The 18,902-nt window shown below is 54.2% G+C and carries 16 protein-coding genes; 5 read left to right on the forward strand and 11 right to left on the reverse strand.

The features are described from left to right. Positions 1 to 7 precede the first annotated feature (7 nt). The 3 genes from ACR0LX_RS16995 to ACR0LX_RS17005 all read right to left on the reverse strand — a co-directional run bounded on the left by ACR0LX_RS16995 (position 8) and on the right by ACR0LX_RS17005 (position 2,638). Complete coding sequence (locus ACR0LX_RS16995; RefSeq protein ID WP_480784732.1) at positions 8 to 910, reverse strand: helix-turn-helix transcriptional regulator; 903 nt, start codon at positions 908 to 910, stop codon at positions 8 to 10. Between the two features lie 95 nt (positions 911 to 1,005). Then, entirely contained in the window at positions 1,006 to 1,440 is a 435-nt protein-coding gene (hpaR, locus tag ACR0LX_RS17000; RefSeq protein WP_480579563.1) for a homoprotocatechuate degradation operon regulator HpaR, read from the reverse strand. A gap of 55 nt (positions 1,441 to 1,495) precedes the next feature. Further along, positions 1,496 to 2,638: a DUF3095 domain-containing protein gene (locus tag ACR0LX_RS17005; protein WP_480784733.1), complete on the reverse strand. Its 1,143-nt coding sequence runs from the start codon at positions 2,636 to 2,638 to the stop codon at positions 1,496 to 1,498. Between the two features lie 268 nt (positions 2,639 to 2,906). On the opposite strand from ACR0LX_RS17005, the gene ACR0LX_RS17010 reads away from it, so the two are divergent. Both ACR0LX_RS17010 and ACR0LX_RS17015 read left to right on the forward strand, forming a co-directional pair. Next, on the forward strand, positions 2,907 to 3,944 hold the full coding sequence (locus ACR0LX_RS17010; protein ID WP_480784734.1) for a glycosyltransferase family 4 protein: 1,038 nt from the start codon (positions 2,907 to 2,909) through the stop codon (positions 3,942 to 3,944). A 112-nt stretch (positions 3,945 to 4,056) separates the two neighbouring features. After that, the gene (locus ACR0LX_RS17015) at positions 4,057 to 5,079 is read left to right on the forward strand and encodes an aspartate-semialdehyde dehydrogenase (protein ID WP_480784735.1); all 1,023 of its coding nucleotides are present in this window, start codon (positions 4,057 to 4,059) and stop codon (positions 5,077 to 5,079) included. Between the two features lie 94 nt (positions 5,080 to 5,173). Here ACR0LX_RS17015 and ACR0LX_RS17020 read toward each other — a convergent pair whose 3' ends face one another. Genes ACR0LX_RS17020 through ACR0LX_RS17035 form a run of 4 tightly spaced genes read right to left on the reverse strand, consistent with a single transcriptional unit; the run spans position 5,174 to position 9,477 of the window. Next, positions 5,174 to 6,280, reverse strand: a complete 1,107-nt coding sequence (locus ACR0LX_RS17020) for a DegT/DnrJ/EryC1/StrS family aminotransferase (protein WP_480784736.1) — start codon at positions 6,278 to 6,280, stop codon at positions 5,174 to 5,176. Between the two features lie 27 nt (positions 6,281 to 6,307). Beyond that, on the reverse strand, positions 6,308 to 6,805 hold the full coding sequence (locus tag ACR0LX_RS17025) for an acyltransferase (protein WP_480784737.1): 498 nt from the start codon (positions 6,803 to 6,805) through the stop codon (positions 6,308 to 6,310). Positions 6,806 to 6,809: 4 nt separating this feature from the next. After that, positions 6,810 to 7,913 (reverse strand): Gfo/Idh/MocA family protein, encoded by a 1,104-nt coding sequence (locus ACR0LX_RS17030; RefSeq protein ID WP_480784738.1) that lies wholly within the window; start codon positions 7,911 to 7,913, stop codon positions 6,810 to 6,812. Between the two features lie 46 nt (positions 7,914 to 7,959). Further along, the gene (locus tag ACR0LX_RS17035) at positions 7,960 to 9,477 is read right to left on the reverse strand and encodes a glycosyltransferase (protein ID WP_480784739.1); all 1,518 of its coding nucleotides are present in this window, start codon (positions 9,475 to 9,477) and stop codon (positions 7,960 to 7,962) included. 559 nt (positions 9,478 to 10,036) lie between these two features. Here ACR0LX_RS17035 and pseB point away from each other — a divergent pair. The 3 genes from pseB to pseI all read left to right on the forward strand — a co-directional run bounded on the left by pseB (position 10,037) and on the right by pseI (position 13,307). Continuing rightward, a complete protein-coding gene (pseB, locus tag ACR0LX_RS17040) occupies positions 10,037 to 11,035 on the forward strand; it encodes a UDP-N-acetylglucosamine 4,6-dehydratase (inverting) (RefSeq protein ID WP_480784740.1) in 999 nt (332 codons plus the stop codon). Next, positions 10,996 to 12,192: a UDP-4-amino-4,6-dideoxy-N-acetyl-beta-L-altrosamine transaminase gene (gene pseC, locus ACR0LX_RS17045; RefSeq protein ID WP_480784741.1), complete on the forward strand. Its 1,197-nt coding sequence runs from the start codon at positions 10,996 to 10,998 to the stop codon at positions 12,190 to 12,192. Before pseB ends, pseC begins: the two co-directional genes overlap by 40 nt. 65 nt (positions 12,193 to 12,257) lie before the next feature. After that, entirely contained in the window at positions 12,258 to 13,307 is a 1,050-nt protein-coding gene (pseI, locus tag ACR0LX_RS17050; protein ID WP_480784742.1) for a pseudaminic acid synthase, read from the forward strand. A 51-nt stretch (positions 13,308 to 13,358) separates the two neighbouring features. Here the strand turns inward: pseI and ACR0LX_RS17055 are convergent, their stop codons facing one another. Genes ACR0LX_RS17055 through ACR0LX_RS17070 form a run of 4 tightly spaced genes read right to left on the reverse strand, consistent with a single transcriptional unit; the run spans position 13,359 to position 18,725 of the window. After that, the gene (locus ACR0LX_RS17055) at positions 13,359 to 16,262 is read right to left on the reverse strand and encodes a hypothetical protein (protein WP_480784743.1); all 2,904 of its coding nucleotides are present in this window, start codon (positions 16,260 to 16,262) and stop codon (positions 13,359 to 13,361) included. A gap of 16 nt (positions 16,263 to 16,278) precedes the next feature. Next, complete coding sequence (locus ACR0LX_RS17060) at positions 16,279 to 17,100, reverse strand: SDR family NAD(P)-dependent oxidoreductase (RefSeq protein ID WP_480784744.1); 822 nt, start codon at positions 17,098 to 17,100, stop codon at positions 16,279 to 16,281. 11 nt (positions 17,101 to 17,111) lie between these two features. Next, positions 17,112 to 18,020, reverse strand: coding sequence for an aldo/keto reductase (locus ACR0LX_RS17065; RefSeq protein WP_480784745.1), 909 nt, complete (start codon positions 18,018 to 18,020; stop codon positions 17,112 to 17,114). A gap of 6 nt (positions 18,021 to 18,026) precedes the next feature. After that, positions 18,027 to 18,725 carry a cytidylyltransferase domain-containing protein gene (locus ACR0LX_RS17070; RefSeq protein ID WP_480784746.1) on the reverse strand — a complete coding sequence of 233 codons (699 nt, stop codon included), beginning with the start codon at positions 18,723 to 18,725 and terminating at the stop codon, positions 18,027 to 18,029. Between the last annotated feature and the right edge of the window lie 177 nt (positions 18,726 to 18,902).

The following is an 18,902-nucleotide window of genomic DNA, read 5'->3' on the forward strand; positions in this document are numbered from 1 at the left end:
TCTGCTTTTAGTCCAGAAAATTGTTTTCGCGGATCACGCGCAGGACGTCTTTTAAAGAGTCCTCGACCCGACGGCTGGACGTATCCAACTGCACCGAAGCTTGCGCATATTGCGCCTCGCGGCTGGCAAGGATCGACTTCAACTGGTCCATCGCCGCCGGATTGTCTTTCATCGGGCGCTCATCCCCTTGCGCACGGACGCGGTCCATATGTTCTTGCGGGGTAGCACGCAGCCAGATGGTGTGAAACCGGCCCAGCAGCGTCGAATAGGTGCCGGGTTCCGCAACGATGCCACCTGCCACAGCCAGAACTAGCCTGTCATGCCCATCGATCACGCGGTCAAGGGCCTGCGCTTCAAGCTTGCGATATCCGTCCTGGCCATAAAACGCCATGATGTCGGGTAAAGGCATTCCGGCCATATCTTCGATCAACCGGGTGAGTTCGACAAAGGGCACGCCCAGCACCCGGGCCGCCATCGCACCCAGTGTCGACTTCCCTGCCCCGCGCAGACCAACCAGGCAAACCCGGTCAGCGCGGCTTGGATCCACGGGCTGTGGACGTAGTAAACGCAACACCTCGGTACGCAGGTCAGCATCCGCCTGCTGAAACAATCTGGCCACGTTCAAGGCTTCGGAATCCAATGGCGCATCTTCGGCAATCAGGGCTTCGATCTTGTGGCCCAGCGCCTGTGCCACACGCTGAAGCAATCCAACCGAGATATTGCCCTCGCCAGCCTCCAGCTGCGCCAGATACCGGGGTGAGACACCCGATTCTTCGGATAGTACCCGGCGCGAAATGCCACGGTTCTGCCGCGCGGCACGCACGCGCTGACCCAAGCGCGCCGACAACTCTGAGGGCTCAGTGACATCCTTCTGAGTTGCTGGCGCTTCCGGAGGCGTATGTTCTGTCATCCGACCCCACCCAACTGCGAACAAGAGAATGCTTTGGTCCAGCAGGCAATGATTTCAAAGTAGCCGTTCATCCAGTGACCAGTTCAAGCGTCGATTCAACTATCCAACTCGTGTAGTTCACCCAGTATATCCAACAACAAATCGTGCCGCTCGGGTCCCAGCTTGGTGCGGATACGCTCGGCCTGGCCGACGCTACGGGCGATATTCGCGCGAATGATCTGCAAGCCCCCCTCGCTGATCTCAACGATCTGACGCCGACGGTCCTTGGGCGCAATGCGTCTGACAATCAGGCCCTTATCCTCGAGATTTCGCAGGATACGCGTCAGACTGGGCAGCAACAGACAGGCGCGCTCGGCAATCTGGGTCGGCTCCTGCGGCCCCTCTTCTTTCAGAACACGCAGCACGCGCCATTGCTGTTCGGTCACGCCCGCATCAGCCAGAATCGAGCGGATTGGGCCCATGACCTTTTCCCGCGCCCGCAACAACGCGATTGGCAGGGATCGTGACATCAATGGCAAGTCGTCTGTCATGCTTAATCTTCGCGCAAATCCCGAAATTTCGCAACGTTCGGCAAAATATACGTTTTTAAGACCGCATCGCCAAAGCGGCCTGGGCGTAGCCTCCCGTCGCTCCATCGACAAAATGCACGTGATCGTCCCGCATTGCGGAAGGGACGAAACAGGTCATCATCGCCTGTTGCTGAACAAACAGGCCGTATCGGATTTTGCCGGTGTCGCGCGCTGCATCCAGCAATCGCGTGAGACGTCCAAGCGTGTCGTCGTCACAGTCCAGCGTCATCTTCAGCCCGTCATCGAATTTCCGAAAGTCCGAGTTCTGGCTGACCATGCGCTGGTAATGCAGGGGCTCGAAATTGCCCAGACGCAATCCGGTCTTGAACAACACCCCGATCAAAAAATTCTCGCCAAGCAGACGCAGCTTGTGCAGAAAAAGGTTACGCCCAGCACGCGAGACATGAGCGTCCAGATCGACGCCCGGCGGAGGCCACTTCATTGGCGGGCCGTTTTCCGGCACCGGATGACCCGCCCGATCCAGCCCCTCGATCGTGGACAGAACAGACCGGGAAATTTCTGAAAAATCGGCTTCGTCAGACTCTGATGTTGGCTGGATCACCAAAGAAACGATTTGACCGTGGCGGGCGGTGCTGTTCGACCAACGACATGACAGCCCGGTTAGATCCGGCAATGCGTCTGGCTTTGCCGGGGGCACCTCGTACAATCCCGCCTTCATCTGCGCCTCGGCCCAGGCTAGCCCGCCGCCGCCGAACATCGCATAGTCAACCCCGGTCGAGGGCGCGTGTCGCGCTACGCGAAGATCCCGCCCGGCCTGCCGTATGTCGCGCACAGGTACGATGGCTGCACGCAGGGGCATGTCAAACTCGGCTTTGGACCAGCTACGCAGGGTGGACAGCGTTAGCCGCGCCGCCGCTTCGTCCTGCGCAGGAATGGCAAACGCGGCGCCGTCGCCGCCGAACACATAGGGGAAACTGCGTCCTTTCAGGGTGTTGATCATGCCCGAGATCACCGCGGCACCGACCATGTTCACGGTCTTGTAACGTCCGCGCGCAATCTCGCCGGTCGAATCGACGATATCCGCAACGCCAACCAGCCAACTGTCCGGCAAAGCCGTGAACCGGTCCGGCTCACTCAAACTCAGGAAATCGACGGAAACTGGAACCGTCTCATAAAACGAAGCGTCAGCGGCGTTCATCCTGCCCTCAATGCACTTTTTGAACCATGCCATCAGACATAGCTCGGAAATGGACGATGTCCCTTGCCTGACCCATTTCACGCGCTTACGCGATAGAACGCAACACACGGGTCGCTCCGGCGGGGTGGTGAACTCCAGTTGTCACGGTCCGCAAAACGGGTGTGGGCGGGCCAGCGGGGTTTCGATTCTTTGCCGTCACCCTTGCCTTTGGCTGTACGATCCATCTAATCAGCCGATAGAGCATGGACTGGCGGTATCGGAGACAACAGTGCGGGAAATCGAGGTCATCGCGCCCAATCTAAAACACAGCCTTTCCGGTGTAACCACAACCGTGGTCCGCCTGCTTCCGATACAGGACAAGGTGATTGGCATTCGCGCAACCGGACCCGGGTTGCCGGCCGAGATCCCCCACATCAGACTCTGGAAAGTACCGTTCTTGTCGCGACGGATCCGGCGTGTCTGGCACGCGCGCCGAAACACCGAGATGCTGATGGGGCTCATGCTGAGATCGATCTTTCGGTGCAATTTCACGCTGCTCTTCACCTCGGCGGCGCAGCGCGATCACTCGGGGTTTACCAAATGGCTGATCTCGAAAATGGACGCCTTGATTGCGACGACGCCGCAAGCGGCCTCGTTTCTGGAGCATCCTTCAACCGTCATCATGCACGGGGTAAATACCGATCTGTTCCACCCCGAAGATGACAAGGGCGCTCTGCGCGCCAGACTCGGGCTGCCCGGCGGTACGCTGATCGGCTGTTTTGGCCGCATCCGCCCCCAAAAGGGGGTCGATCTGCTGGTGGACGCCGCTATCCGCGTCCTGCCGTCCTACCCCGATGCACAGATCGTGTTTACGGGCCGCGCCACAAAGGAATTCGAAAGTTTTCAGCAAGACCAGGAAGCAAAGCTTGCTGCTGCCGGACTGACCGGCAGGGTCCGTTTTCTGGGCGAACGTCCCTGGGACGAGATTGTCGAGACCTACCGCGCACTGGACCTGTTCGTGGCCCCAGCCCGTCACGAAGGCTTTGGCCTGACCCCGCTTGAGGCGATGGCGTCGGGCGTTCCGGCGATCGCCTGCCACGGTGTCGGGGCCTTCAGTGCGCAGATCGAAGATGGCGTCACCGGCCGATTGGTAGAGAAAGACAATGCAGATGCGCTGGCCGACGCCTTGTCCGACATGTTGTCCGACCCCGAAAAACTGGCTGACGAAGGCCGCGCCGCGCGCACGCATGTCGAACACAATTTTCGAATCGAAGGTGAGGCGCAGGCGATTGTCCGGGTCTATCGTTCGCTGCTGGATGCCACCTGACCGCGCCCATTTGCCTCAAATCGGTGTGACAGGCCGAAAACCTGCGCAATAGGCCTTTTTTCTTTGCCGCAACGCAGCTATGAACGCGCGTCCTTAACATTGGAGACATGAAATGGGCTATCGCGTCGTCGTCGTCGGCGCCACGGGTAACGTGGGCCGCGAAATGCTGAACATCCTGGCAGAACGCCAGTTCCCCGTCGATGAACTTGCCGCACTGGCAAGCCGTCGTTCGCTGGGTACCGAGGTGACATTTGGCGACAAGACGCTCACGACCAAAGACCTGGACACGTTCGATTTTACCGGCTGGGACATGGCGCTGTTTGCCGTGGGTTCCGAGGCAACCAAAGTCTACGCCCCCAAGGCGGCGGCGGCTGGCTGCGTGGTGATCGATAACTCGTCGCTTTATCGCTATGATCCGGAGATCCCGCTGATCGTACCGGAATGCAACCCGCAGGCGATCCACGACTATAAGAACAAGAACATCATCGCCAACCCCAACTGCTCGACCGCGCAGATGGTTGTCGCGCTGAAGCCGTTGCATGACCGCGCCAAGATCAAGCGCGTAGTTGTCTCGACCTACCAGTCGGTTTCGGGTGCGGGCAAAGAGGGCATGGATGAGCTTTGGGATCAGACCAAGGCGATCTACAACCCCACGACCGAGGTTGAGCCGAAGAAGTTCCAGAAACAGATCGCCTTCAACGTCATTCCGCAGATCGACGTCTTCATGGAAGACGGCTCGACCAAAGAAGAGTGGAAGATGGTTGTCGAGACCAAAAAGATCGTCGATCCGTCGATCAAGGTCACGGCCACCTGCGTCCGCGTTCCAGTGTTCGTCGGCCATTCCGAGGCCGTGAATATCGAGTTCGAAGAGTTCCTGGACGAAGACGAAGCCCGCGACATCCTGCGCGAGGCGCCGGGCATCATGGTGATCGACAAGCGCGAAGAGGGTGGCTACGTCTCGCCCATCGAATGCGCGGGCGATTTCGCCACCTTCATCAGCCGCATCCGTCAGGATTCGACCATCGAGAACGGTCTGAACCTGTGGTGTGTCAGTGACAACCTGCGCAAGGGCGCCGCCCTGAACGCGGTACAGATTGCCGAACTGCTGGGCCGTGAGGTTCTGAAGAAGGGCTGATCAGACTGGTCGTCAATTCTGAAAGAAATGAATAACCCCGCCTCGCCCGGCGGGGTTTTTTGCGACCTTTGCATTGCTCGAGTTGCTCGGCTCCTCACCAAGCTTTAAGTGCCTCAACCACCTGATCAATCTCCGCATCCGTAATTTCCGGGAAAATCGGAATGGACAGGCAGTTGTTCTGCAACCGGTGGCTGTTGGGGAATTCTTCCGCCGTGTGACCTTTGGGTGCGTAGCACGGCAGAAACGGCAGGGCTTTGGGATAGTTGATGACCGTCTGCACGCCATGGTCCTTGAGGTGCTGCGCCAGCCCGTCCCGGTCCTCTGCCAGAATGACAAACAGGTGCCAGACCGGGTTGCAGCCCGCTGCAATCGTCGGAACCGAGAATTTGTTACTGCCGATCTCAGATAAGCGTTCAATATACTTCTCGGCAGCCGCGCGACGCGCTTCGGTCCATTGCCGGAGGTGATCAAGCTTCACGTTGAGAATCGCCGCCTGCATACCGTCGAGACGACTGTTGATCCCTTCAATTTCGTGATCGCCTTTACGCAGGCCGCCGTGCCGAGCAAATTTGGCCATCGTTTCGGCCAGCGTCGTATCGTTGGTTGTCAGCGCACCGGCATCGCCCATCGCACCCAGATTTTTTCCTGGATAGAACGAATAGGATGCCACGTCTCCGAACGAGCCAATCAGCTGGCCGTCGATTGTCGCCAGATGCGATTGTGCGCAATCCTCAAGCACCCAAAGATTGTGCTTCCGCGCAATCTCCATAATCTCGAGCATTGGGGCCGGATGCCCATAAAGGTGCACCGGAATGACACCGACGGTGCGGTCGGTAATCGCCGCCTCAAGCCTATTGGGGTCCATCACATGGGTATCGGGTGTGATATCGCAAAATACAACCGTCGCCCCTGTCTGGCTGACGGTTTCGCTTGTCGAAATCCATGACATTCCGGGTACGATGACCTCGTCACCCGGTCCCGCGCCTAGGGCACGCATCGCGATATAGAGCGCCGTTGTTCCATCCGAACAGGACACGGTATGACGCGCGCCCATCAACGCCGAGTATTTTTCCTCAAACGCTTCCACATGCGGTCCCCGCACGAAGGACGAGTTGTCGATTACGTCCGCAATCGCCGCGTCTAGCTGCTTGCGCAGCGGTGCATGATGGCGTTTCAAATCGTTGAAAGGAACTGTTGCCATTAGGAATCTTCCACTTTGCGAATTGCCTTAGCTTTCCGGCTCGATCACCCGAATCAGTTTCGCCGGGTTGCCTGCGTAAATACCTGGTTCTTCAATGTCTTTGGTCACTACCGCCCCGGCACCAATGACCACATGATCACAGATCCGAACCGGCATGATTGTCGCATTTGATCCTATCGACACGTTGTTGCCTATTTGGGTAGACCGCCAAAGCTCTTTTCGCCCACGGGCGGGCCCACCGACCGAAAACGGATCATTGACGAACATAACCCCGTGCCCGACAAAGCAATCCGCTCCGATTTCGACCAGATCGCAAATGAAGGCATGGGACTGTACCCGTGTGCGGGCTCCGATCTTGGCCCCCGACTGAATCTCGACAAATGGGCCGACAAAGGCATCGTCGCCGATTTCGCAGCCATAGACGTTTGCGGGTTCGATGACGGTAACGTTGGCGCCGAATTTCACATCCTTCAAGCCGACCTGGAACTTTCTTGCAGGTGTTGCGCTGTGGGTTCCGTCTGACATTGGTCTAGTTTCCAACCGCCGATTGTTCGGAACGCCCAAGGCGCGAGTGGCGGGGATTAAAGCGCAAAGACACGGATTGACCGGTCTCAACGGATTCGTAGATCGCGTTGATCAGTTCCAGGCTGCGACGTCCGGCCAGACCGTCCACTAGGTTTGGTCCCCCTTCGTTAATCGCCCGCACAACATGCTGGTAGTATTCCTGGTGTCCAAAGCCGTAAACGTTCGGAGGATTGACCGAGTATTTGGACAGAACTTCGTCATCACCTTCCATCGGCTCAGTGAAGTTCCAGGTCTTCATTTCGTTAACCGCGAAACCACCAATTTCGACCGTACCCTTTTCGCCAAGAATTGAAATAGACCCTTCAAGGTCTTTCGGTCTGGTTGCTGTTGTGGCCTCGATGATACCAATCGCACCATTGGCGAACTCAAGTACGACGGCGGCTGTATCTTCGGCTTCTATATCGACAAGCTGTCGCGCCGTCATGGCCGAGACTTTCGTCACGCGACCCATCATCCATTCCAGCAGGTCGATATGGTGGCTTGCCTGATTAGTCAGAACGCCACCGTCTTGTGCCCAGGTGCCACGCCAGGATGCCTGATCGTAATAGCTTTGCGGACGGCACCACCTGACCCGAACGGTACCCATCACAAGCTTGCCGAAACGGTCCTGCTCAACAGCCTCGCGCAGTCTGACTACGGGAACGTTGAAACGGTTTTGCTTGACGACGAACAGCTTGACGTTGTTGCGGTCACAAGCTTCGACCATCCGGTCGGCGTCGCTCAGCCGCAAGGCCATCGGTTTTTCGACAACGATGTGCTTTCCGTATCCGGCCAGCGCGATTACGTCCCGCGCATGATTGCCACTTTCGGTCAGAACGACGGCAACATCAGGCTCGGCGCTTTTCATCATCTCGTGCATGTCTGCAAATGCCGGCACGTCGTACTTTTCGCCCAGCGCTTTCGCCTTTTCAAAGTCAACATCGCAAACTGCGGCCAAGGTTGCCCCTGGGATCATGCCTTCACCCAGCAGTTGCGAATGCCTGACTGAAATGCGCCCACACCCTACCAGAGCAAATCTAAGGGTTTCTTGTCTGTCGGTATCGACCATTGTCAAAATTCTCTTCTTATTTGGACGTGGGATTGTCGGGGCTCACTCAATTGGCATCAAGCGATTGATAAAGTTCATGCAGCCGCGTTGCCTGAGCCGACCAACTGTAGTTTCTTACCAAATTATCAAATGCTTCAGAATCCAGTTTGTAGTTCTTCCGGTCGTTGTAGAGTGTTACGACGGTTTCAGCGATATTGTCGGGGTCTGTGCTGTCCATTGCAATGCCTCGCCCTTGTCCTTCGACAAATGCCTTCATATCAGGAAGATCGGCGACTGCCACGGGAAGACCGGCAAAGATTCCCTCGAACAGCTTGTTCGGCATTGCGTAGCGATAACTTAGCCCCGCATCCTGAAACGGAACGATTGCAACATCACAGGCGCGAATGGTAGGAACAACTTCGCTATGAGCGACGGGCTCGAGCAGGTGAATGCGGTCTTGAACTCCGCAGGCTTTGGCCATTTCCAGCAGTTTCGCATCGTTGTGTTCTTGTCGCGGTCCAAGTATCGCCAAGTGGTAGTCCGTTAGGCTCCGAAGGGCTACGACTACCTGGCTCAGGCCTCTTTGTTCACCCAATACGAGCCCTGTAAAAACCAACAGTGGAGTGTCTTGATTAAGCCCAAGCCGTTCGCGAAACGCTTTCTTTCGCGCGTTCAACGTGTCTTCATCTGGCAACTTGGAGTGGATCTCCGGGGCATTCATTATCAATGTGGGCGCTCGGGTTGAGAACCGTTTCGCGTAAAGGTCGCAAATACCAGGAGAAACAGTAACCAAAGCGTCTGTTCGTTCAAGGCAGTCGAGTTCGATTGAATCTGCCAATTGGTTACCTTCCGGCGGCATCTTCGACGCGCGTTCCGGCTCGTATTCGTGGGCATCGTAGATCAGCTTCGCATTCATTTCTGCGGCCAGACGAACGCCAGCTACCAATGTGTAGATGTCGTGAGCGTGGACGATATCGAAGCTCTCTTCAAATTCGAGCGCCCGGGCATTCAGATCGAACAGAAATGCCGATGCTTGATATACATCGTTGTGTTTGACGGTGGACACTTTCTTCGATGAGTGCCAGTCCATTATCTCGCGCTGCAATTGATCACGAGATTCAAACGCTGACGCCATGTCTTTTTGCTGCAATTCCCTCTCGATGGTCGCGACCATCGACTTGAGATTGCGCCTATACGCCCTCTTCGCGGCGAAGCGCTTCAATCCACGATGATTTCGGTAGGCTGAATTTGGGTCCAGTTCGAAATCTGCAACCCTGACGTGTTCCTCAACACAATCCCGCGCCTCTTTGTCTGCAGGCAACAAGGGTTGCAAACGCTGTAGTACCAACTCTTTTGAACGCGGAAATTCCGAGACGTTTTCGAGGTACTCAGCATCTAACTTGCTACGATCCATCCAGGAAACGCGGTGAACATCCAGCGAGCCAACCTGTTCGCGTTCCGGAAATCCGGGATGCAGAGCGCACAGGACTGTAACATCCACACCACGCTCTGATAGTGCGGTACACTCTTTCAAGACACGCGGGTCTTCCGTGATCTCGTGGTAGTTGAGATGAATTGCACGCATCAAAATATGTCCGATAGTCTTCTTAGCTGCTGCTACTGTATTCTTTAGCGTATTGCAAACGGAAGTCCCGAAGAGAAAGAACCCAGACCAGCAGTCTTTTGCCACGGCTCAGCGAATGTCTTTTTCAGTCGCGCAAACGACTAGAGCAATCTAAATTTGTTCAGGTTACTCTCGGCGTTGACTTCAAAAGCGCGGAAATTCATCTGCATATATTGTTACTGCCCCAGGACACATGGGGCAGACCCTTTTTTGCGCTGCTCCTATGCCCGCCGGCGCCTTGGGCGCACAGCCAGTCCTGTCGTTGAGCAAAGAATATTTGATGTGCCACTTAAGAACCACTCATTCCGAAACAAGCTTCTTCCCACGGCACACTGATAGAGTTCTCACTCAATACCGCGTCGACTTTGCCTGTTTCAGTCGCAATATGACAACACACTGGAGTGAAGGCTGGACAGTCTTCGATTGTGCAAATAGATCGGTACAGACATATAGAATCCGCTTTTTTGATCAACTCAGAAGGAAACGCGGTTTCAAAAGAGTTACTTCTGGAGATAAGTGGATGCTCGCCAACAGTACTATTCTTGTAACAGGCGGCACGGGGTCGTTCGGAAACAAATTCGTCCCGATGACTCTTGAGCGGTACAACCCTAAAAAGATCATCATCTTCTCACGTGACGAAATGAAGCAATATGAGATGGCGAAGGGGTTTGCCAACGACCCGCGTGTCCGTTTCTTCTTAGGGGATGTTCGCGACCGAGAGCGTCTGTACAGGGCATTCGATGGCGTCGACCATGTCGTTCACGCTGCGGCGACGAAAATCGTTCCCACAGCCGAGTACAATCCCTTCGAATGCGTCAAGACAAATGTCATGGGTGCAATGAATGTGATCGACGCCAGCATTGACAAAAAAGTCAAAAGCGTTGTCGCCTTGTCCACGGATAAAGCTTCAAGCCCGATTAACCTGTATGGTGCGACCAAGCTTGCATCTGACAAGATGTTCATCGCCGGTAACGCGTACTCGGGCGAACACGGAACCCGGTTCTCAGTTGTTCGGTACGGAAACGTCATGGGCTCGCGTGGCTCTGTGATTCCTTTCTTCCTATCCATCCGGGAGAACGGAAAATTACCCATCACAGATCCGCGCATGACACGTTTCATGATCACTTTGGACGAAGGCGTTAAACTGGTTTGGCATGCGTTTGACGACATGGAAGGTGGGGAAATATACGTGAAGAAAATTCCGTCGATGAATGTGACGGATATCGCTCGGGTCATCGCCCCGGATGCAGAACAGGAAACAGTCGGGATTCGCCCCGGTGAAAAGCTGCACGAACAGATGATCGGTATGGAAGATGCCCCGTTCACCTTTGAATACGATGACTATTTCAAGATTCTTCCAGCGATCAATCAGTGGGGCTCGAGCAAAGCCAGAATAAAAGATGGCAAACGCGTCGCGCAAGACTTCGTTTACTCAAGCGATCAAAACAGCGAATGGATGAGTGACGATGACTTGCACCAGTGGATTCTGGCCAATCACAGCTCGATCGGAAAAATCTGATGATTCCCTACGGTCGGCAGGATATCTCTGAGAATGATCTGGAAGCCGTCGCGCGTGTATTGAAATCCGATTTTCTGACGCAAGGACCAAAGGTTCCCGAATTTGAATCGAATGTAACGGCAATAACAGATTCCAAGTTCGGCGTCGCGACCAACAGCGCCACGTCCGCGCTTCACATTGCTTGTATGGCACTAGGAGTTGGAGAAGGCGATCAGGTTTGGACATCGCCCATTACTTTTGTTGCCACGGCGAATTCCGCCCGACTGTGCGGCGCGACCGTAGATTTCGTTGATATCGAGCCAGAAACCTTCAATCTCTGCCCCGATGCGTTTGAAGAGAAGTTGCGTGCAGCCGCGCAATCCGGTCAGCTTCCAAAAGTAGTGATCCCGGTGCATATGTGCGGTCAATCACCGAATATGAAACGGATATCCGAACTCGCCGACAGGTATGGGGTTCGCGTGATTGAGGATGCTTCGCACGCAATCGGGGCAAAGTATCAAGGGAACCCGGTCGGTTCTTGTGAGTACAGCGACATAACGGTCTTCAGCTTCCACCCGGTCAAAATCGTCACAACAACAGAAGGTGGAATGGCGATGACGAACAACGCTGAACTCGCGTCCGCCATGATGGACATCCGCTCGCACGGAGTTACGCGAGACCCTTCAAGGATGCGGTTTGAACCGCACGGTCCTTGGTACTATGAGCAGTTGAGCCTGGGCCTGAACTACCGAATGACCGACATTGCTGCCGCGCTCGGGTCGTCGCAGCTCGACAGGCTCGAAGCCTTTATCTTGCGACGGCATCAAATTGCTGACCGTTATGACGCCAAACTCGCGGACCTAGCGTTGGACACACCCAAACGCAGTGAAGGCTGTTATTCTGCCTTTCATCTCTATGTGGTCAGGATGAAGGACCCATCGATCCACCGTAGCGTGTTCGAGCGTCTTCGCGCCGAAGGTATTGGTGTCAATCTTCACTACATACCGGTTCACCTTCAGCCCTATTACCGGGACCTTGGATTCAGCCCCGGTGATTACCCTAAGGCCGAAGACTATTATAGCCGCGCGATAAGCCTGCCGATGTTTCCCGGTCTGACTGAAGAAGATCAGACCCGAGTGATAGATGTCTTGGGGCAAGCAATTCAAGCCACTCAGTAATAACTTTCAACGCACGCCGCATACCGAGGCGCGCCAAAATTCTGGTAGCAGTGACGGAAGAAGAGATGACCCTGGAAACGATTACCATCGACGGGCGCAAGATCGGCGCTGATCAGCCACCTTACATAATTTGCGAAATTTCAGCTAATCATAACGGGTCGCTTGATCGGATGTTGTCCCTCATCGACGCGGCGGCCGCAACCGGCTGCGATGCGATCAAAATTCAAACCTACACGCCCGATACCATGACAATTGATTGTGACCGGCCAGAGTTTCAGATCTCCGGCGGGCTTTGGGATGGCAGAAATCTTTATGACCTGTATTCAGAGGCGCAGACACCATACGAATGGCACGAAGCCATGTTCGAACGTGCCAAAGCCCGTGGCGTAACACTCTTTTCAACGCCCTTTGACACCTCAGCAGTCGAACTTCTTTCATCGTTAGACGTACCGGCCTATAAAATTGCTTCGTTCGAACTGACGGACCTGGACCTGATCAAATCGGTCGCCGCCCAGCGCAAACCGATGATCATGTCGACTGGAATTGCAACCCTAGCTGAAATTGACGAGGCTGTAAGAACCGCTCGCAACGCAGGCTGCGAAGAAATCGTTTTGCTCCATTGCGTAAGCAGTTATCCAGCAGCTGACGAAGACACCAACCTCAACACCATACCCGCCTTGAAGTCCGCTTTTGGGTTACCCATCGGTCTGTCGGATCATACGCAAGGCAATGCCGTTGCGGTTGCTGCTGTCGCCCTCGGTGCCTGTGTGATTGAAAAACACTTTACGCTTGCCCGCGAGGATGGTGGCCCCGATGCTGAATTCAGTCTCGAGCCAAATGAATTTCGCGAACTGTGCGCGTCCAGCCGTCAGGCGTGGCTTGCCTTGGGGCAAGTCTCGTTCGATTTGGTTGGTCAGGAAAGGTCAAATATCAAGTTTCGACGCTCTATCTTCGCGGTCAAAGATATCGACGCTGGTGAACGACTTACCCGAGACAATATCAGAGTCATCAGGCCCGGCCACGGAATCGCACCCAAGCAATTGGACTTGGTATTGGGTCGCGAGGCCAAAGTCGCGATTTCAGCCGGTGAGCCATTGGATTGGGACAAAATCTGAACCGGAAGCAAAGTGCACTTTTCCGAGATGTGGATTGGACCAGCCACGCCGCTAAGCGGGCTTGCCATACTGTTTGAAATCCAACGGGCCACGGGTGGTGGCGCCCATCCAATAGTCCGCAGAAGCACCGATATCCAGTGCGGTTGCCCCTAGCTTGGCAATGCGGTTGATGATTGCTTTCCCGGGGAAACCACCCGCAACAAAAAAGATAGCGCCGTCTTGGGCCAAATTGTTCACTTGATCGAGGATATCTTCCATAAGCAGCGGTGTCGCGATAGCACTCAATGCGTCCTCTGGAACAAGGTGCCTTACCTTCTTGTGGGGTGGTAATCGAATTTCATGAGAAAAAAAGCGATTGCCCAGAACACGATTGACTTCATCCATCGGGAAACAATTTACAAGAACCGCAGGTCGGCCAGGTGCCGCAAAATCACTCAAATACTGTGGCAAAAAGAGTTCCTGATGGCACCGGTCGTCGATCAAAGCCTTTTGAGACCAGTCCAGTTCATTGCTCGCGACCATTCGCTCTAACTCTTCAAACAAGATACGGTGGGCGCGTGCTGTTCTTGGCCAGGTTTCAATGGGTCCGCGCATTTTTAGCAACAGCTTGGGTATGTCGCGCAGCAACCGATAAGCGGATGGTATTCCGAGATAATCTGCCGCTGTTATTCCTTTCCGAGCCTGCTGTTGGAGATCTTCACGGATATCCGATGCGATTGTCTGCTCCCACCACATGGATTCGCGAAGTTCCTGATCCGCAATTATTGCTTCTTTGGACACCCAGTCAGGCGAGAAAGCATAAACCTCACCGTCTCCAAGCCGCAACATCGTGAAATTGTCGCCAGACTTGATGCGATTACTGAGCTCGGATTTGAGCCGTGACCGTTCGGCCTGCGAGACGCGGGTGTCTGCGAAACATTGGTTAGCCAAAGTCGCAAATTTCTCATAGCTTTTGGCAAGGCGGTTGGTAACCGGCGACAGGTCTCGAAGCAATGAGATCGCTTCAGTCCAATGAGTCTCGTTCGCTCGACGATCGGGCACCTCGCTGCCCGTTCGCGTGGCCAGAAAATGCTCGAACATTTCCGCGCTAAGTGGGGCATTTTGGGCGCTCGTATCTGCACGGATAACGCCTGTAATTTTGTGCAGAGCAGCGGAATTTCCTGCCTGGCTTGCGTTCTGAACGATTTCGCGAAGCGGGCCAACAAACCGAGCTGGCTCCAACCCTGAAACGATGGCCGTTTCAAGGGCGGTGGCCCTCATGTCCAGAGATCCAAGACTGTCGAGCCCATTGCGAATAGCGTTAAAATAGGTCTGCTGCTTCCTGCGTCTGACAGCTTTGGCAGAAAATCGCTGAAGAACTCCGCCCTTGTTAGGCATAAGCAGTAATTCGGGCTGTACTTTGTGATCACAGTGCTGCTTATAATATTGAAGCCGTTTCCTGTCCATGAACGGAAGGTTTTTGTCGTCGTTGACGAGCTTCTCGAGACGCACGGAGTCTATTGGCGTCGACAGCGAATCTGTCAGCAGGTCCCACTCCTCTTCCGTAACGACATGAAAGACGTCGCGCTTAGGAATGTCTTGGTCGCGCATTGCCCTGATAACATCTGCAAAATTCGCCGCGTCCGAATTCAGGACCGGTACGTCAAATCGCGTAGCGAAGTCTTCGGCGTATTCAATTGCAGGTGCGTTGAGTACGGCAATCTTACAATCCTCAAGCAACACGTCGAATAATGAGCTGGAACAGATGCTGAGGACATATCGAACTTTTGCCGCTGCGTCCCGAATATCGACATCCTTGCGGATCAATTCTAGGTTCTTGCTATCCGCCAATACACTCGCATAACTTGATGCATCCTCTCTTGGATGGAGTTTCAATCGTATTGTCCAGTCAGGGTATTTATCGGCCAATTGTTTTGCGATGCTCCGAAATTGGGACTGCATCGCCCACGACGTTGCGATCAAGATCGTTTTCTCTGGCCGCTCCAAAAACGAGACTGGCGTTTCCGCATTTCGTTTCTCTTGGTGATGGCCAAGCTGCCGCGGGGCGCAGCATTCGGTAGGAAACCAGCTCTCGTCGGTCCATACCTTTCCCCAAGACCAAAATTCATCTGGCATATAAGGAATATTTCGATGCTCTGGTCGAACGTTGGGATAGCCGTATCCCAAATGATAACGGCTGTTAATTCCGTGCTGGTAGTCGACGGTCCACAACTTCAGATTCTTGGCCGCTTCGATCAGCGGCGACCGAAAATAGTGCGCCATGCAGACCAGCGAATTCGCTTGCAACGGCCTGAGGAACTCTCGGTGTGCTGCATATTGTCGACGGTGGCTTTGAATACGCCTTCGAATGCCCTCTGAATCAAAAACCTCGATGCCAAGCTCGTCGTGAAAATACGCTGAAACGCTGTCCCAAAATTCGATAGCTTCCGGATCCAACTTTATGGACTTTTGCTTTTCCTTGAGCAAATTTTGCCGAACACGGCGGTTAAAATCATCAAAGGACATCGCCTGCATCTTCGGATGTGGATCGAGATCTTCGGGCGCTCCATGGATCAACAATAAGCTGCTTCCCGCGTTCAACAACCGGTCGACGATTTCGCTGGTGTACACGCAGCCACGCGGTCGTTTACGAAGGTCTGTTGCAGGGCCGTTGGCGCCAGTTTGAATAATATGATTAACCGGTGCAATTGGGGCGAACTGATCCTCCAGAGTCACCTGAATAGGCCCGGAATTGACACTCATTTGTGAGTCATAAAGACCGAGCTTCTCCGCGATCAAATAGTAGAACCTTACACGGTTTGCGGTCCAAACAGCGACATTATGATCACGTCGAAAAACGAGGTCAAAGCGGCGCTCGGCTTCCCAAATGACCTTGTAGAAATCCCAGAACTTGGACCTGAAGTGACTCGTGGGGAAGTCTTGGTATGCATCAGAATATGACTGGTCAAAGATCATTGTGGCGCAGGCCTCCTTAGATGGCTGTCCAACCACCATCGACAGGGATACTGGCACCGGTGACAAAGCTGGAATCGGGACGCAAAAGAAAGCGAATGGCGGGATAAACCTCCCGTGCTTCACCCAGACGGCCCAGGGGTATTCGACCGGCAAGTCTTTCGGAAAATTCCGGATTTTCTTGTTGCACCGAGGGTTTGGGAAAGGGTCCCGGAATGACGGCGTTTACGCGTATGTTCTTCTTGGCCAGACAGACGGCCATGGTCCGGGTCAATTGCAAAAGTCCAGCTTTTGTGACGCCGTAATGAACAGGGTTAATGGGCACACCTTCGGGATAGAGGCTAGGGTCCGGACTCACAACTCCATAGATTGATGAAACATTCACGACAGACCGCGGATAATGCTGCGGCAGGTTCGCAAATCGTTCCGTCAATTCTGCGGTTGCGCCAAGATTAACCCTCGCAGCAGCGGCAAAAAGGCTTGCAAAATCGTCGTGATCGTCAGAACTGGTACCGGCAAATGCGTTGTTTACAAGGCCATCAAAGCTTAGCCCGCTATTGTCTGCGTGGTCCGCGAGGTGATCCAGGATATCTGACATGGCTGGCACGTCACCGACGTCGGCTGGCAAAACAAGACTGTGATACCCACTCTGATCCAGGTCCTCAGCCAAAGCTTCAAGGTTTTTTCTGTTTCTGCCATTAAGCGCCGGAATGGCCCCATCATGCGCAAGACCGAAAGCTATCTCTCGCCCCAGATGACCTGCCGCCCCTGTTACAAGCACCAATGAGTTATTAAGGCAATCACTCTTTGTTCCTGACCGTTCAAACCGGCTGGTTGTCATACTTTCAGATCCTACTGCCACTGCGCTGGGTCAAGAAACGATGCAGGGACGTGCGGTCGCAGTGCAGGAAGCTCGGAGATCACGTCCGCAGTTAAAGGACCCGTATCTAGGATATCAGATAAAGTGTCAATTTCGCCCGGACTATCGGCCCCTATCACCAAAGCGTCCGCCCAGTGCAACGACGCCGCATAACGAAGACACAAGGCTATTACGTCGCCATTCGTAAACTTCGCTGCTGCTTCGACAAGGAAGTTACGAATTTCAAGCTCGTCGTACGCATCAGAGATCTTGGGGAACTTCACAGATGGGGATAGTCCAAGCAGGCCTTGTAAGAAGACGCTGCGCACTTCAATCCGTTTGTCAGACTGCGCCATTCGAACGTCCAAAGCGCGCGCCTCATAACGCCAATCCAAAATATTGCACGCGAGTTGAATCGTGTCGATGTCCGCACATCCCAATGCCGCCTCCAATTCGTCAGGAGACTGCACCGAAGCACCAATTCGATCAATCAAACCCTCTTCTTTCAAGGTTTTGAGTGCGTTCCAAATCTTTCCGTCGGCTGCTTCGTATTGTTCCCAGCGGTGCAAGAGAACCTGGGAGATCGCATCCAACCCAAGTGCTTGTAGAGACTGCGAAAACCCCTCCAGAACCGGTTGCGCTTTACCATATGGTTCAAGGTGTAGCGACGGATGCGTTTTGGTGGATATGCAAGCGCCCATTGTACCCGTTGCACAACGCGATAGATACTCGCCAATTCTCGCTTCGCTGGAACCATATGCCGGGGCCGTATCAATAGCAGAGAACCCTCGGTCGATCGCGCGCTCGAGAATTGAAAATGCAAGTTTCTTGGTTGGCAAACACCTTGACTTTGCCTTCCCGTAAGCAAGACCGAGATTTGCAGTCCCAAGCACAAGTTTCATCGGTCTTTAAGGTCTCATTTGAAAATCGATGCTCGGTTCAGAACCCGATTGGTAGGCGGCGACGATGTTCGGGACGGCGTCGGCCCCGTTACCGAACTTGTTCATTATGCGCCACGCGGTCTGGTATTGAATCAAAGTATCAACTGTCAATGCCAGCGATTGATCACGATATTCTTTGGGCGGCGACAAAACAACAGCGGTTTCTAAATCAACCAAGCCGGTAGTCACGTGTTCGCGCCCTTTCTCAGGAAGAACCGTTTCCAACGAATCCAACATATCCATATCAATCAACTCCGCCGCGACCCCATAGACTGTCTGACTAAGGTCATGCACTGCATAAGCACAATCCGGGTTTGCGTGTTTATACGCAATCAACGCATCTATTAGAGCAGGTTCCACAAAAGGGTTGTCTGCCGTGACGCGGATTATTGTCTTGGCCCCGAACGTACTAGCGCAGCCAATGAACCTTTTTCTTACATCGTTCAATGGGCCGCGATACGACTTGGCCCCGCACGAATCCGCCATTGCTATCGGAATATCATCCTGACTTTCTTGTGACGTTGCCAAGATGACATCAGAAGCATAGCTCGCGGCTCTGCATCTCTCGATGACACGAACCAAAAGCGGTTTCCCACACATATCCAAAGCGGCTTTCCCGGGAAGGCGTGAAGAATTGAGGCGGCATTGAATGACGATTGGCAGCATTATCGGACCTTGCCTGAAAAGAGTTTTCTGTTCACGAGAAATTCTCTGAAGTTTCGCGCGTTGTCACCTTCCGCAAGCCCCTCATAGAAGATTGCATGATTTTCGGTCAAGTGGCTGCGACTGATCTGGTTTTCACCCGAGTTTGACTCTATCTCATGCGCTTTTCATACCTTTCTA

Source organism: Ruegeria sp. CH11, assembly GCF_056537105.1.

Coding starts and splice junctions, on each gene's coding strand:
- ACR0LX_RS16995 (WP_480784732.1), bottom strand. CDS start 910: ATGACAGAACATACGCCTCCGGAAGCGCCAGCAACTCAGAAGGATGTC.
- hpaR (WP_480579563.1), bottom strand. CDS start 1,440: ATGACAGACGACTTGCCATTGATGTCACGATCCCTGCCAATCGCGTTG.
- ACR0LX_RS17005 (WP_480784733.1), bottom strand. CDS start 2,638: ATGAACGCCGCTGACGCTTCGTTTTATGAGACGGTTCCAGTTTCCGTC.
- ACR0LX_RS17015 (WP_480784735.1), top strand. CDS start 4,057: ATGGGCTATCGCGTCGTCGTCGTCGGCGCCACGGGTAACGTGGGCCGC.
- ACR0LX_RS17020 (WP_480784736.1), bottom strand. CDS start 6,280: ATGGCAACAGTTCCTTTCAACGATTTGAAACGCCATCATGCACCGCTG.
- ACR0LX_RS17025 (WP_480784737.1), bottom strand. CDS start 6,805: ATGTCAGACGGAACCCACAGCGCAACACCTGCAAGAAAGTTCCAGGTC.
- ACR0LX_RS17030 (WP_480784738.1), bottom strand. CDS start 7,913: ATGGTCGATACCGACAGACAAGAAACCCTTAGATTTGCTCTGGTAGGG.
- ACR0LX_RS17035 (WP_480784739.1), bottom strand. CDS start 9,477: ATGCGTGCAATTCATCTCAACTACCACGAGATCACGGAAGACCCGCGT.
- pseB (WP_480784740.1), top strand. CDS start 10,037: ATGCTCGCCAACAGTACTATTCTTGTAACAGGCGGCACGGGGTCGTTC.
- pseI (WP_480784742.1), top strand. CDS start 12,258: ATGACCCTGGAAACGATTACCATCGACGGGCGCAAGATCGGCGCTGAT.
- ACR0LX_RS17055 (WP_480784743.1), bottom strand. CDS start 16,262: ATGATCTTTGACCAGTCATATTCTGATGCATACCAAGACTTCCCCACG.
- ACR0LX_RS17060 (WP_480784744.1), bottom strand. CDS start 17,100: ATGACAACCAGCCGGTTTGAACGGTCAGGAACAAAGAGTGATTGCCTT.
- ACR0LX_RS17065 (WP_480784745.1), bottom strand. CDS start 18,020: ATGAAACTTGTGCTTGGGACTGCAAATCTCGGTCTTGCTTACGGGAAG.
- ACR0LX_RS17070 (WP_480784746.1), bottom strand. CDS start 18,725: ATGCTGCCAATCGTCATTCAATGCCGCCTCAATTCTTCACGCCTTCCC.